Source organism: uncultured Corynebacterium sp., from assembly GCF_946998835.1.
Lineage (GTDB): Bacteria > Actinomycetota > Actinomycetes > Mycobacteriales > Mycobacteriaceae > Corynebacterium.
Map to the genome: position 1 here is coordinate 23,404 of NZ_CAMQAZ010000003.1, position 14,321 is coordinate 37,724.

Below are 14,321 nucleotides of genomic sequence, written 5' to 3' on the forward strand. Positions count from 1 at the left end.
TTTGGGGGGGGAACTATCTCAGTTCCGCAAACAATGCCGGCGCTTCGATCTCGTCCCAGAGCAGCACATTGCCTGCGTAGTCGACATCCATGGCGCCAGAAGTGGGCACGGTTATCGAATCGGCGCCGAAGAGCATGCGTAACATCAGCCAGCTGATATGCCAGACGTGGTCACCATCGCCGACGAACATGGCCTTGGTGGCGGCATTGGCAAGGCGAAGTCCGCGGTAGGGGTTAAGCCATACCGCAGGTGACTTCAGCCGTCCCATCAGCGCACCCATGAATTCACGCTGTCGCTGCACGCGGTCCAGGTCTCCCTGTGCAGTGGCGCGCGTGCGCACGTAGCCCAGGGCGCCTGGGCCGTCGAACTTCTGGCAACCGGGCTGAATATTAAGACCCGCAAGCGGATCGTCGATGGGCTCTTCCGGACACATCTCAATGCCACCGACGGCGTCGACAACACCGGCGAAGCCGCCAAAGCCAATCTCGGCATAGTGGTCGATGTGGATTCCGGTGTTCTTCTCCACGGTGTCAATCAGCAACTGTGGACCACCAAATGCGAATGCCGCATTGATTTTGTTCTTGTCATTGCCCGGGATATCCACAAAGGAGTCACGCGGGATACTGACCAGTTTTGGTTTACCGAAAACCGGAATGTGGGCAATCATGATGGTGTCGGTGCGCTGACCGACATCGCCGCTTCCCGTCGCCAGCTTCGCCCCATCCTCCTCAGACAGGCCCGCGCGGGAGTCCGAACCGACCAGTAGCCAGTTGGAGGCCATGGTGTTGGAGGGACGATTCTGCAGGCCGGAGAAGGCGTCGACCCTGGTCAGCCGGATGTCGACAAGTGCCATTACCGCAACGAGGCAGATGACGAGAACCAGGATGATGCCCTTAAAACGCATGCGCGGACGCCGAATCCGTGGCTTTCGAAGACCGGACATGCCGCCGCCACGGCCAGAACCGCCTGGCTGCGGGGCCGGGGAAAAGTTCTGCTGCTGAGTTCGGCTGTAGCCGCCGTATGACGAACCCCGCGAGGAGGAGCGGAAATCTGCATCTGGGTCATAGCCGGGTGGCGGAAACCTCGGATCGCTGCCATCGCTACGCATCGACGGACGGGGCTGAATACGAGTTTCGTTCAACAGCTCCTTGCTGGGCGCCGCTTGCCGACGTTCCGGTTGCGGCGCTGGCCTGCGCTGAGGCTTTTCCGCCGGACGAGCTGCCCCTGCCCGAGAAGAGGCATCGGGGCGGGGAGGAATGGGCCGTCGTGAAGCACGATGCGAATTGGACCCGAGCGGGCGGTCAGGCTTCGGCGTCGCCTCGTCCACGCGGCGGTAGATGGGGCGGCCGTAGCGATCTTTAAGCGGCCGACCATATCGGTCGCGGGCAATGCGTGAGTCGTCGAAGTTGCCTTCCATAGCAATTAAGAATAGGCAACGACAGTGCACTTAGAGAACCTCGACAGCAATACAACTCGTGGTAGTGCTGGCGCTAGCGTAATTTCAGCGCCCTAAACGGGGCTAGGGGCGAAGAGGAATATGGTCGAGCTATGTCCGGAATGAGCCAGAAAAACGATCGTGCAGTCAGCGACTCGGATGCCTATGTCAAGAGTCGGCATGGCGTCCCGAGAGATTTCTTCGCCTGTGAGGCGGCAGGACTGGACTGGCTGCGCGAGGGGGAGGCCGAGGGCGGTGCGCGCGTGGTGGATGTGCTGGGTGTCAGTGGGCATGCGCTGCACTTGCGTCGAGTCCAGTCCGCGGCACCAACCCCACAGGCCGCATACGAGTTTGGAAAATCGTTGGCCATCACCCACGACCAGGGTGCTGCTGGCTGGGGTGCCGGCCCCGATGGCTGGGAGGGGAACGGCTACTTCGGTCCGCTGGATCAACCGCTACAAATGGACTTGACACCACGGGAAAGCTTCGGTGAATACTGGGCGAAAGGGCGCCTACTGCCCGCGCTGGGAAAGTTGGAAAGCTCCTACAATAATCGTCAGTTAGATATCTTTGACCAGCTCATTGACAGGCTCGTGGCGGGTGACTTTGACAACGAACCAGATGCGGCGCGCGTCCACGGTGACCTGTGGTGGGGAAATCTCATGTGGGATGCAACCGGCGCGATTCTGATTGATCCGGCGGCACACGGTGGCGCCCGCGAGGAGGATCTGGCACTGCTGGCGCTATTCGGAGCAACGCACTTCGACGAGATCTTACGTGGCTACGAGTCCGTGCATCCCGTGCCTGGATTCGCCGAGAGCTGCGAGCTCCACCAGCTGTACGCTGTGCTCATGCACGCAGTGCTATTTGGTGGCGGATACGCCGGACAGGCTGCGGCGATTGCGGCGAAGTATGTGCGCTAACCGTTCGTAGAACCCTCCAGCACGCTAGCAATTTGCAGCAGTTCTGCTTCGCCACAGCGCACCGCACCGACGTTGACGCTGGTGGCGGGGAGTGCTGCGCTAGCGCCGCTAGTGTCCGCCACGGCAATCGGTACCGAAAGACTCGCCCAGCCGGTCAGATTCCATAGCGATAGCCACGGTGTCCACCTGGTTTGCTCGTCGAAGTCCTCCCACGGCGCCAACGCAGAGAAGTGCCCAAGGCGCGGCGGATCAAACGCCAGCGTGGGCGTGATTACCGCATCGACGTCCCAACGCGACCGAATCACGCCGGGCAGGGCCAGTCGCTGCTGATGTGTCGCCGCCGCCTCTGCGGCAGAAATCTCCTGGCCACAGGCTCGAATCCACTGCACAATCTCGGAGTAGTCCGCGTGCGGTAGCTTTGTGGACATCCTCGTGATGGTCCGTCGAAAAATCTCGAACACGTCCGGTCCCGACGGGTCATAGGGGCTGGGCACTTCCACCACGTCGTACCCGGCGTCGGCAAGACGGTCAGCCGCCGCCCACGCACCGTTTGCCCATCGCTTATCGACGTCCACTTCAGCATGAAAAGGGCTGACGGTAACACCGATGCGAAGGGGGCGCTGGGGTCGTCGGAAAGCGAGCTGGCCTGGGGAAAATGGCACCCCGGACAGCAGCGCTGCGTCATCGACTGTGCGCGTAAGAAAGGCGGGCGTGGAGAGATTTCCGCCCGTAATATCGTGCGCCGGCTTCAGCCCGACGAGGCCACAGCAGGCGGCCGGCACACGGATGGAGCCGCCACCGTCAGAGCCCAGAGCTGCAGGAACGACACCAGTGGCCACTGCCACCGCGCTGCCGCCCGAGGAGCCGCCGGGAGTCCGCGGCTGGCCGCCGAGGGGATTGGCAGGCTGATTAGACAGCCGAGTAGGCCGCTGGTTGGGCGCGGTGAAGTAGGGGTTTTCCGGGGCCGTGTAGCCAATCGGTTCGGTGTAGGCCGTCATCCCAACTTCGGAGGTGTGCGTAGTCGCGGTAAGAACGGCACCGCGAGCCAGGAGTTTCGCCACGGGCTCGGACGTTTCGATCGCTGTGAAGGCCAAGTTGGTCGAGCCCATCGTGCATTCGACACCGGCGATGGTGAACAGATCCTTGACCGCCACTGGCAGGCCCAGGAGGTCGTGCGGGAGACCGTGGCCTGCGCGGCGGGTGGTTTCGGATTCGCCGCTGAGGCTGCGTGCGCGGTCGACAGCGTGTCCAGCCAGGGACGTGGCAATGCCGGAACGAGCGGGGGTGGTCGCGGCATCGTCGGCAAGCGTGGCAAATTCCGAAGCGATTTCCAATACCGAGATTGCGCCACTGCGCACGGCTTCGGTGAGGGCGCGGGCGGGCATCTCAGGGCAAAAGGTCATGCAATAAGTGTAGAAGCCCTCTAATCTGAGCTTATGACAACGGTTACTTATTTGGGTCCTGCGGGAACATTCACCGAGCAGGCGCTGTGGGATATGGCGCGTGCCGGAGAAATTGATCCGGCAGGGGAATCCGCAGTCGAGGCGGTGCCGGTGGATAGCCCTGCGACCGCGCTCGGAGCCGTGCGCCGAGGTGAGGCGGACTTTGCCTGCGTGGCCATCGAAAGCAGCGTGGATGGTCCGGTCACGCCAACGTTTGATGCCCTGACCGCTGGTCCGGAGCTCCAGGTCTTCCGCGAAACCGAGGTCGGAGTGGTGTTCTCCATCCTGGTTCGCCCCGGCACAAAGGCGGAGCAGGTACGTACTTTTACAACACATCCGGTAGCGTATCCGCAGGTTAAACAGTGGGTGGATGCCAACCTTCCAGGTGTGGAAGTTCACCAGGCCAGCTCTAATGCGGCGGCCGCCCACCAGGTCGCTGAGGGTACCCACGATGCCTGCGCGGCCCCGGCTCGCGCGGGTGAGTTGCTCGGACTGGAGGCACTGGCCACTGAGGTCGCTGACGTGCGCGGCGCCCGCACTCGTTTCCTGTTGGTGGGGCGCCCCGGCGTGCCGACGCCGCGCACGGGTGCCGACCGCACCTCGGTCTCCTTCACGCTGCCGAATCAGCCCGGAACATTGATGCGTGCCATGAATGAGTTTGCAGTGCGGCAGATTAACCTCACTCGCATCGAGTCGCGCCCAACGCGCGAGCTGTTCGGCCTCTATCGCTTCTATATCGACTGCAATGGTCACGTCGATGACTCGCAGGTTGCCGCTGCGCTCGCAGCACTGCACGAATACGCCGAGGATCTGCGTTTTCTGGGATCCTGGCCAGTCGCGGAGGGTGGCCGTCGCAGCATTATGACCCCGCCGCCAGACCTCTCCCAGTCAATCGAATGGGTCGACGCACTGAAGGAAGGACGAAGGTAAAACATGACTCCCGCCGCGCCCGAAAACCCAGTTGGACAGCTGCCATTCCTCGACGACCGTCCTGACCACCCGGAATCTATCATGCCGGTGGACTCGCAGCGCATTATTTTCATCCGCCACGGTCAGACCACCGGCAACATCAACCGCCGTCTGGACACCGCGCTGCCGGGCGCACCGCTCACCGACCTCGGCGTGAGGCAGGCACGCAGCCTGGGGCGCCTTTTGCTTCCCGACGTCCACAGAATCGGTGACATCGTCACATCTCATGCCCTGCGTGCACGCCAAACTGGCGCGGGTGCGGTCGCAAGCCTGCACCACCTTGGAGAGACTTCCGTTCGTATTCGCCATGAGGATGGTCTCCACGAGATTCAGGCCGGTGACCTGGAGGGACGTAACGACCGCGATGCGCACATGGAGTACATGCGCGCCTTTTACCAGTGGCTCAACGGGGAGCTGGAGTACCGCCTTCCCGGCGGTGACTCCGGGACAGACGTGCTGAATCGCTACCTACCGACGCTACAGCAGCTGCTGGAGCAGGAAGGAGCGACAGGTGGAGCATCCGAGAAGGACGGCAACAAGGATGTCAAGGATGTTGTCATTGTCAGCCACGGTGCGGCTATCCGACTGATTGGGCAGTACCTGACCGGCGTGGACCCGGAATACGCACTGCGACACCGCATCGCGAATACCGAGCGAATTGAGCTGGTTCCGAACGCAGCGACCGTCGACAAGCGTGCTGGCATCGAGCCGGGCACGTGGGATGTGCGCCGTTGGGGCGACAACGAGTTGCCGTAGAAGGGGAGCTAGGCGGCGACCGTCACCGCTGGCCGTTACTGCTGGCCCTCCTGAATTTCGCGGCGTTTTTGAGCTGCCAGGCGGAGGCGGTCAGCGCGACGTTTGGATTCCTCCTCATTGATTTCGTTGAGGAGTTCTTCTTCGTCATCATCGATGTTCAGGGCAGCGCGCCCGATAATGGCTACGGCCGCAGCGGCGATGAAGCCGAACCACGCCTTGTCGATATCGGTGAAAATCATCAGGCCGATAGTGACTAAGACAATTACGCCTGCAGCAGAGTCAATAATGTTGAGCTGGCGGCCCTTTTTCAGCAGGCTTTGCAGCTCTTGATCGACACTTTGGTGCTGCGCGTTAGCAGGAGTGTTCTGTGAGCTGTCTGACTCTACCTCAGCGGGAAGATCTGCAAAGAGTGTTTGCAGCTGAGCGCGGGTCTTTGCGACGGCGGCAGCTTCGGTGCGCTTGGAAAACTCATTGATATCCAAGTAACCATCAGCGAAATGATTGCCAAGACGCTCCATGGCGGCGTTGCGCTCCCTATCGCCGACTCGGATCTCTGGTGTGTTGCTCGAGTTGTCGCTCATAGTTGATAAGGCTACAGGGAAGAAGACGTGAGGGAAGACGAACTCACCCGTAGCCGAGTCGGTCCAGATCTTCTTCTTCGAGACCGAAGTAATGCCCGATTTCGTGCAGGAGCGTGACCCGAATCTGTTCCACCAGCTCCTCTTCAGTGTGGCTGATGTGGCAGAGCATGTCGCGGTACAGGCTGATCTGGTCGGGCGGCCCCCAGTGGGCGCTGTCACGTTCGGTCAGAGGTATGCCCTCGTAGAGTCCCAGTAGCGTGGGCTTGTCGAGGTTGTACGGGTGAACTTGGATGATGACCTGATCGAGCTGGTCGAGAAACTGCGTAGGGATACGGTCGATGGCCTCATCGACGAGCGCATCGAAATGCTCCGGGCTCACGTCAACCATTTCTGATGCTGCCTCGCAACCTGTCCTGCTGTTGTACTATCTCGTCGTTTTGCGGCGCGGTCGTTCTACTGGCCGGCGCCAGCACTCGCCTCACCCTGCTCCTCCCGCAGCGGGTTGCGCGGCGGCGGAGCCACTGGCGGCTGACCGTCGATAGTGAAGGACTCGTTGGCATGACCATTGAGGGTGGAGAACCCGCCCTGACCGTTGTCCTTAATCAGCCAGCAGTTCACACTTCGCGAGCCCGCATTAACTGACTCGGGCGAAAGCGATGTCCAAAACGGCAGCAGCGTGGAGTTGTACAACGCGTCATCGCCACCGAGGTAATTCTGCGCCAGAGTTACGCACTGCTCTGCGAGCACATCATTTTGCTCCTGGTCAGTGGGAGCATAGTCACCAAAGTGGTCGCGCAGATTAACAATGCCGGTTGATTCCATCAGGTGATCCTCGGTGCAGGGCACCTGCTGGATGGAACCGTTTTCATCCAGCGTCACACAGCGGCCGCCGTCGAATACACGGGACTGATCCTGTCCCGCGGCCGGTCCGGCCATGCGCGCCGTCTTGCCGTCTTCATCGACGACCTGGATGCCGCACAGGAAGGTGCGATCGCCCTTTTCCCACTGGCTGGGCGAAGGAATAATCGGCGCCGTAATAAACCGCCCCTGCGGATCGTATTTGCCGTTCAGATATTCCGTCACGGTCTCGCTACACACACCATTTTGTAGGGCAATCAGGTTCTCTGCGGTCGGGTAAGCGGCTGTTTTAGAGTACTGACCCGAATACTCCTCGTAGTCGGAGAGGTTCAGCTTCTTTGCCACCTCATAGGCGTGTGGCTGCGAGCAGGGAACGACGCGGAAGTCAGAGACATTCAAATCCGCCGCCAGGTTCCAATTCAGGCAGTCGCCCGCGGTCGCGCTGGTGAACGCCGTCGTCTCTTTATCGGCGATGCTCGTTGTAGTCGACGAAGTCACGCTTGACGACGTGCCCCCGCCCCCAAGCGGCCCCGTCGGCGGTTCGATAGCCCCCACTTGCAGAGCGAAAGCCATGCCCGCGGCACCTACCAGCATTGCTGTCGACAGAGCGCGCATCCCCCAACTTCCGCGTGAAGTGCCGGAAGCGTTGGTGTCGTTAATGGCTGCGGCAGCTGCACCAGCACCGGCCGCTGTGCCAGTATCGGTGCCGGCATCAGTGTCTGTGGCGGCGTTGTCTGTGGCGGCAGCGTACCCGCAATCCTGGTTCAAATTGTCATCAGCCATAGTGTCCCTATTGTGCATCGGTAGCGAGCCTGTGGACAAGGCAACGCGTAGAAAGCGGCAACGCCCCCATTAGCGTTGCTGCCTTGGCGCCTATGCCCTGCCCGAGTTCGTTCAGAAGCGTTAAGCACTACAATAGTCCGGTATTTGTTCGCTACCCGAGGACACGATTCTTGACCTGGACTGCACTACTCAGCCTGTTGGGCGTCCATATTATTGGTATGGCCTCACCAGGGCCTGACGTTTTCTTAATTCTGCGCCTTGCCACCAAATCCCGTAAGCATGCCATCGCGGCAGTTGCGGGCATCAGTACTGGTGCCACTATCTGGATGACGCTTACCGTTTTTGGTTTTGCAGCCATCATTACTGCAAATCCGCTGTTGATGGGCGTGATTCAGCTCGTCGGTGGTTGTTATCTCATCTACATGGGCATCAGCATGGCCAAGGCGGGCATCAGCACCCTCCGCGAACTGCGTGCAGGCGCCACCCCGGCTCTCGGTAGCGAGACTCTGAAATCGCCGAAGGCAACATTCCGCCAGGGCTTTTTCACCAATATGTCGAACCCGAAGATTGTTCTCTTCCTCACGGCAGTGCTCTCACAGTTCATTCCCGCAGGCGCATCCGTGGGCACGCTTGTGCTTTGTACGCTGGTGCTAATCGCCTCCCAAATTGCTTTCTTCCTATTTATCGCGATCGTGGTGTCGACGGATGCCGTCGTGAAGCGAATGGTGCTGGCAGGGCCGTGGATTGACACCGTTGCCGGCGTAATCTTCCTCGTCCTCGGCGCGATGCTGGTCGCTTCAGGAGCGGAAGCGGCGCTCTAGACCACGCGTACCTGCTTATCGACGTAAACCAGGTACTCTAGGTGACGTGATTGATCTCAAATTTCTCCGCGAAAACCCTGAAGTAGCCCGCGAGTCCCAGCGCACCCGTGGTGAGGACCCGGCATTGGTCGATCAGCTGCTGGAGGCTGACGCTAAGCGCCGTGAGGTTATTGCCTCCACGGACGCGCTGCGTTCGGAGCAGAAGGGCTTCGGTAAGAAGATTGGTCAGGCGTCGAAGGAAGAGCGTCCGGCCATGCTGGAGAAGGCCAAGGAGCTTTCCGACGCCGTGAAGGCAGCCGAAGCGGAGCAGAAGGAAGCTGAGGCTGAGGTCGAGCGTCTGCAGTACCTGATTGGCAACATCGTTACCGGTGCGCCTGCAGGTGGCGAAGATGACTTTGTCGTGCTGGAGGAGATTGGCGAGATTCCGCAGTTCGACTTTGAGCCCAAGGACCACCTGGATCTCGGCGAATCGCTGGGTCTTATTGATATGGAGCGCGGCGTCAAGGTCTCCGGCTCCCGCTTTTACTTCCTGACCGGCTATGGCGCCATGCTGCAGCTGGCCATGATGAACTTGGCTGCTCAGAAGGCAATCCAGAACGGCTTCCAGCTGATGGTGCCACCGGTGCTGGTCCGACCGGAGACCATGTCGGGTACTGGCTTCCTCGGTGCGCACTCCGATGAGATCTACTACCTGCAGGAAGATGACCTCTACCTGGTCGGTACCTCGGAAGTCGCGCTGGCCGGCTACCACTCCAACGAGATTATTGACCTGTCGGAGGGGCCGCGTCGCTACGCGGGTTGGTCCTCCTGTTTCCGTCGTGAAGCGGGCTCTTACGGTAAGGACACCCGCGGTATTCTGCGCGTGCACCAGTTCGACAAGCTGGAGATGTTCTCCTACTGTCCGCCGGAGCAGGCGGAGGAGGAGCACCAGAAGCTGCTGAACATGGAGCGCGAGATGCTGGCCGCGGTTGATGTTCCGTACCGCATCATCGATGTTGCTGGTGGTGACCTGGGTGCATCGGCTTCCCGCAAGTTCGATACCGAGGCGTGGGTGCCGACTCAGAACACTTACCGTGAGTTGACCTCGACTTCGAACTGCACGACTTTCCAGGCTCGTCGTTTGAAGACCCGCTACCGCGATGCCGACGGCAAGTCGCAGTACTGCGCCACCCTGAATGGCACGCTGGCCACGACGCGTTGGCTGGTCGCCATTCTGGAGAACCACCAGCAGGCCGATGGTTCTGTGGTGATCCCGGAGGCGCTGCGTCCGTTCATGATGGGCAAGGAAGTTCTCGAGCCGGTTAAGTAGGTGTGGCCCCGACACAGCCACACATTCACTTCACGACACCTATGGCACCTCATGCCAGCTGCGGAGGTGGCATGAGGTGCCATAGGTGTCGTGAAGTGCCCTAGGGGGGAGCTTCGGCCGGCTCGGGGGTGGCGGAACTTCGGTCGGCTCCGACCAGCTCCGACCGGCCCTGACCAGCTTTGACTAACTTTGATTGATTCTGTTTGAAAAATTTTCTATTTTTTTCGGGCGCGAGTCGTTTAACTGCGCTAAAAAATTAATTGGGGGGATTGAGAAGGTGGAAACACCAGGAAGGTTGATAGTAGAAACACAACCGAAAACACAACTAAAAACGCAACCGAACCAGGGGATAGCCTCATTCGAGGCGGTAGAGGTTGTTTGCAACATTCGGGATTACAACAGCTGCGCTGACGTTGCTGCACCGTGATTTACGACACCCCAGCTTTCTTCCAGGTAGCCTTCAGTCCGGCTCGGAGGGGAAGGGTGAGGCAGGCGGACGAAGCCACAGCCGAGGTGAAGGCAACACCAGCTCGCACTAATGCTGGATTGACCTTGGAGTTTTCTTCCGTGAGAACGCCGATCAGCTGAGATGGCGCAATTGTGCTTGCGAGAGTGCCCAGGGATGCAACTCGCAAAGTGTCTTCACGGTCGCCGTCATTGAGCAAGGAGGCGGCCGAAAGCCCAGCTCCGACGGAAGAAATTGCCAAGGGGAGAAGTAGGGCGCCCTTTGGTGCAGTTTTCTGAACTGCCTCGCCGTTGTACTTCCACTTTGTGTGGACTTCTGAAGGCAACTGCTTCCAGGACATGGTCAGTGCAAGCCCGTGTGCAACCGTCATGGCCGCAGGCAGAAGAGCAGTCGCCTGCAGTGCGCGAGTCGGAATTTCAGAGACGACCTCGCCGTCGATATCGTCCGGGCGGACGATTCCCAGCTTGATCGCTACCGCAGCCCAATTGATTGACCAGCCAAAACCGAGCAGGTGAGGTTGGAGGATCCGCGGGTCATCCATGTTCCAGAGGGAAGTGCGACCTTGCTTGGAAAATACCCGAAGCGGTTTGGAGAGGTACCTGCGCAAAACGCTCGGTTCACCAACTTGTTCGGCGACTCGCTCGGCATATTCGGTCGCCGTTCCCAGCTCTTCGGCCAGGTCCGCGTGGACGTCGTTAAGCTCTTGCAGAAGACTCTCCTGCTCGGAAATGATTGCCTGGCGTTGCGCGTGCGGCGTGCCGATTTCACGCAGTTTGCGGTCAATGGCGGTGAGGTAGGTGTTCATTGGGGCTCCTCGGAAAATAGTGCGGTCATGTCGGCGGATAGGTCGATGAAGTCCTGATGTAGCTGCGTGAGTGTTTGCTGCCCCTTTTCTGTCAGCGAGTAGTACTTGCGAGGTGGTCCCTTGGGGGACTCCTCCCAGCGATTGCTGATCAAGCCGTTGCTGGTCAGCCGCGAGAGTAGGGGGTAGACAGTTCCTGCGGGCGCGCTGAGGTGAGGATAGGCATTGAGCTTTGCGACGAGTGCCGCGCCATAGAGCTCTTCGCGAGAAATCAGCTTGAGAATGGCGAGCTCAAGTACCCCTTTCTTCAGTTGCGTTTGTGGGCGTTTGGGCATTGCGTTCTGCCTTCTTTCCAGCGGTATGGAGAGATCTGCTCGAATGGAACCCTGTCCATACCTAGTACCTTGTAATGCCAACTATAGGCGCAGTAGTTTGTATTGCCAAGTAGTGGTTGGGTTGTGGATGAAGCGCTGTGTGTAGGACTGTTGAGTCGATTCCTGCTGTGCAATGTGGGGGGAGCGCCTGAAACAGCGCATCTAAAGGCAGCATATTTAGAACAGTGCAAAACAAAAGAGCGCAAAGAAAAATGAGGGACGATTGCCAAAAGGCAACCGTCCCTCATTCCATCGAGTTGGCTCTAACGAGAATTCGCCAGTCGACGGAGAGCCCATGGACGAAGAGTCCATAAACTTTGACAGCAGCGCTCGGACGTCCGGAAGCGCTTTCTACTCGGGCTTCGGTGCTTCTTCGGCATCCGAATCCTCGACCCAGCCGTAGGTGCGCTCAACAGCACGGTTCCACTGGTGGAACAGGCGGTCGCGTTCTTCGGCTTCCATCTTCGGACGCCACTTCTTGTCAATCGTGATGTGAGCCTTGACCTCATCCAGGTCGGACCAGAAGCCGATACCGAGACCCGCAGCGTATGCCGCACCAAGAGCCGTAGTTTCAATGTTGTTCGGGCGCGTGACAGTAACGTCCAGGATGTCGGACTGGAACTGCATCAGGAATTCATTCATGGTCATGCCACCGTCGACGCTCAGCGTCGTAATGTCCGTGTCCGATTCTGCGACCATAGCGTCGAGGACCTCGCGGGTCTGGTACGCAGCGGCCTCCAGTACGGCGCGGGCAATGTGGTTACGGTTGACAAAGCGGGTTAGGCCGACAATGACACCGCGGGCATCCGGCTGCCAACGAGGGGCAAACAGACCGGAGAAGGCCGGCACGATGTACACGCCACCGTTGTCCTTGACGCTCTTTGCCTTGTTCTCGATAGACGCGGCATTCGGAATCATCTGCAGCTCGTCACGCAGCCACTGAACAAGTGCACCACCCATGGAGACAGAGCCCTCGAGAGCGTAGACCGGCTTCTCATCCTTGATTTGGTAGCAGACGGTGGAGATGAGTCCGTGGTCGGACCACTTCGGCTTCTCGCCAGTATTCATCAGCATGAACAGGCCAGTGCCGTAGGTGTTCTTGGTGTCGCCCTCGCCGAAGCACCCCTGACCGAACATGGCAGCCTGCTGGTCGCCGAGGATGCCAGTAATCGGCCGACCTGCAAGAGAGCCGCGGGCACGGATACGCCCAAAGTCGCCTACCGACGGTCGGATGTCAGGCAGCATCGACATCGGAATGCCGATTTCGCGGCAAATGTCCTCATCCCATTCCAGGGTCTTGAGGTCCATGAGGAGAGTGCGGGAGGCGTTGGTGACATCGGTTGCGTGAACTGCATCTTCGCCGTTGTCGCCCTCTGCGCCACCGGTGAGGTTCCACAGCAGCCAGGTATCGATGGTGCCGAAGAGCAGGTCGCCGGCCTCAGCCTTTTCGCGAGCTCCCTCGACGTTGTCGAGAATCCAGCGCACCTTTGGTGCGGCCGGGTAGGAGTTGATACGCAGGCCAGTGGTTTCGCGCCAGCGGTCGGGACCTTCGTCACCCATGAGCTCCTTGCAGATCTCATTCGTGCGGGTGTCCTGCCACACGATGGCGTTGTAAATCGGCTCGCCAGTGTGCTTGTCCCAGACGACAGTGGTTTCGCGCTGGTTAGTGATACCGATGGCATCAACATCCTCGGAGGGTATGTCGACGTCTGCGAGAGCTTCGCTGACTACGCGACGGGTGTTTGTCCAAATCTCTTGAGCGTCGTGCTCGACCCAACCCTCTTCCGGGAAGATCTGCTTGTGCTCCATTTGAGCGACAGTGACGATTTCTGCTTCATGGTTGAAAATGATGCAGCGGGTGGAAGTGGTTCCCTGGTCAATGGCGAGGACGTATTTGCTGTGCATCATGGGGGATACTCCTAGCGAAATTGTGTGTAGATGTGAGTTGTGAACTAGCGCTATTTTTTCAGACTCGCGCTACTTTATTGTGCGGTTGCTCTCATGTTCCCGTTACCCGATGGCAAAGGCAAGAGCGCCTGCAGCCACAGCCGCTAGCATCGGTGCGACGATTGGAACCCATGCATAGGCCCAGTTCGGATCGCCCTTGCCCTTGATTGGAAGAACGAAAGCGTAGGCCAGACGGGGGCCGAGGTCACGAACCGGGTTGATGGCGTAACCGGTTGGGGAACCGAGGGAAAGACCAATCGACACAATGATGAACGAGACACCGAAGTAGGTCAGCGGACCAAGCTCGCCGCCAGCTGGGCCGAACAGAATGAACGACAGCAGAACGAAGGTTGCGATGAACTCAGTGACGGCATTCCAGAAGTTGTTCGGGTGAACCGGTGCGGTGAAGAAGTTGCCGCCTGTTTCGGCATTGGCATTGGTTGGGTTGCCGTTGTCGTCGACACCGTTGGCGTCGAAAAGCTGCTTAAACGCGGCCCATGCGAGGATGGCTCCGACGAATGCGCCCAACAGCTGACCTGCGGCATAGTACGGGACGAGACTCCATTCCAAGCTGCCCTTGACCGCCAGGGCAACGGTTACCGCCGGGTTCAGGTGGCCACCGGATACATCAGCGATAGATGCACCGGCGAAAACGGCCAAACCCCAACCAAAGGCGATGCCTAGCCATCCGGCATTTGCCGCACGGGTTGTCCGAAGGTTGACAGAGGCACAGACTCCGTTACCGAGAAGAATCAAAATTGCGGTTCCGAAAAACTCCCAGAGGAATGCCTGGGATCCTGTGATTGTCTCCATGAGATGTAGAAACTCTCTGTGAGTCGTGACCGGGCAAGGTCA

The 14,321-nt window shown here is 59.5% G+C and carries 14 protein-coding genes; 5 read left to right on the forward strand and 9 right to left on the reverse strand.

The window, feature by feature from the left end; all coding sequences use genetic code 11:
• Nucleotides 1-13: 13 nt before the first annotated feature.
• Nucleotides 14-1,417 (reverse strand): LCP family protein, encoded by a 1,404-nt coding sequence (locus Q0U90_RS01540; RefSeq protein WP_297450637.1) that lies wholly within the window; start codon nt 1,415-1,417, stop codon nt 14-16.
• Between the two features lie 131 nt (nt 1,418-1,548).
• Between Q0U90_RS01540 and Q0U90_RS01545 the strand changes: the two genes are divergently transcribed.
• The gene (locus Q0U90_RS01545; RefSeq protein ID WP_297450638.1) at nt 1,549-2,358 is read left to right on the forward strand and encodes a fructosamine kinase family protein; all 810 of its coding nucleotides are present in this window, start codon (nt 1,549-1,551) and stop codon (nt 2,356-2,358) included.
• Here the strand turns inward: Q0U90_RS01545 and Q0U90_RS01550 are convergent.
• A complete protein-coding gene (locus Q0U90_RS01550) occupies nt 2,355-3,761 on the reverse strand; it encodes an amidase (protein ID WP_297450641.1) in 1,407 nt (468 codons plus the stop codon). The genes Q0U90_RS01545 and Q0U90_RS01550 overlap by 4 nt on opposite strands.
• A 33-nt stretch (nt 3,762-3,794) precedes the next feature.
• Here Q0U90_RS01550 and pheA point away from each other — a divergent pair, with 33 nt between their 5' ends.
• Together pheA and Q0U90_RS01560 are read left to right on the forward strand one after the other, a co-directional pair.
• Nucleotides 3,795-4,730: a prephenate dehydratase gene (gene pheA, locus Q0U90_RS01555; protein ID WP_297450644.1), complete on the forward strand. Its 936-nt coding sequence runs from the start codon at nt 3,795-3,797 to the stop codon at nt 4,728-4,730.
• A 3-nt stretch (nt 4,731-4,733) separates the two neighbouring features.
• Complete coding sequence (locus Q0U90_RS01560; protein WP_297450647.1) at nt 4,734-5,525, forward strand: histidine phosphatase family protein; 792 nt, start codon at nt 4,734-4,736, stop codon at nt 5,523-5,525.
• Nucleotides 5,526-5,560: 35 nt separating this feature from the next.
• On the opposite strand, the gene Q0U90_RS01565 is transcribed toward Q0U90_RS01560, so the two are convergent.
• The 3 genes from Q0U90_RS01565 to Q0U90_RS01575 all read right to left on the reverse strand — a co-directional run bounded on the left by Q0U90_RS01565 (nt 5,561) and on the right by Q0U90_RS01575 (nt 7,747).
• Nucleotides 5,561-6,106 carry a DUF1707 domain-containing protein gene (locus Q0U90_RS01565; protein WP_297450650.1) on the reverse strand — a complete coding sequence of 182 codons (546 nt, stop codon included), beginning with the start codon at nt 6,104-6,106 and terminating at the stop codon, nt 5,561-5,563.
• A 43-nt stretch (nt 6,107-6,149) separates the two neighbouring features.
• A complete protein-coding gene (locus tag Q0U90_RS01570; protein WP_297450653.1) occupies nt 6,150-6,494 on the reverse strand; it encodes a metallopeptidase family protein in 345 nt (114 codons plus the stop codon).
• Nucleotides 6,495-6,559: 65 nt separating this feature from the next.
• Nucleotides 6,560-7,747 (reverse strand): septum formation family protein, encoded by a 1,188-nt coding sequence (locus tag Q0U90_RS01575; RefSeq protein WP_297450656.1) that lies wholly within the window; start codon nt 7,745-7,747, stop codon nt 6,560-6,562.
• A gap of 170 nt (nt 7,748-7,917) precedes the next feature.
• Here Q0U90_RS01575 and Q0U90_RS01580 point away from each other — a divergent pair, with 170 nt between their 5' ends.
• Entirely contained in the window at nt 7,918-8,568 is a 651-nt protein-coding gene (locus tag Q0U90_RS01580) for a LysE family translocator (protein WP_297450659.1), read from the forward strand.
• 46 nt (nt 8,569-8,614) lie between these two features.
• A complete protein-coding gene (serS, locus tag Q0U90_RS01585) occupies nt 8,615-9,877 on the forward strand; it encodes a serine--tRNA ligase (protein WP_297450662.1) in 1,263 nt (420 codons plus the stop codon).
• Nucleotides 9,878-10,305: 428 nt separating this feature from the next.
• On the opposite strand, the gene Q0U90_RS01590 is transcribed toward serS, so the two are convergent.
• From Q0U90_RS01590 to Q0U90_RS01605, 4 genes are all read right to left on the reverse strand, one after another.
• On the reverse strand, nt 10,306-11,148 hold the full coding sequence (locus Q0U90_RS01590) for a hypothetical protein (RefSeq protein ID WP_297450665.1): 843 nt from the start codon (nt 11,146-11,148) through the stop codon (nt 10,306-10,308).
• Nucleotides 11,145-11,480, reverse strand: a complete 336-nt coding sequence (locus Q0U90_RS01595) for a PadR family transcriptional regulator (protein ID WP_048732795.1) — start codon at nt 11,478-11,480, stop codon at nt 11,145-11,147. The genes Q0U90_RS01590 and Q0U90_RS01595 overlap by 4 nt, the downstream gene beginning before the upstream one ends.
• Before the next feature lie 390 nt (nt 11,481-11,870).
• A complete protein-coding gene (gene glpK, locus Q0U90_RS01600) occupies nt 11,871-13,427 on the reverse strand; it encodes a glycerol kinase GlpK (RefSeq protein ID WP_297450671.1) in 1,557 nt (518 codons plus the stop codon).
• A 102-nt stretch (nt 13,428-13,529) separates the two neighbouring features.
• Nucleotides 13,530-14,279, reverse strand: coding sequence for an MIP/aquaporin family protein (locus Q0U90_RS01605; protein WP_297450674.1), 750 nt, complete (start codon nt 14,277-14,279; stop codon nt 13,530-13,532).
• Nucleotides 14,280-14,321: the final 42 nt, after the last annotated feature.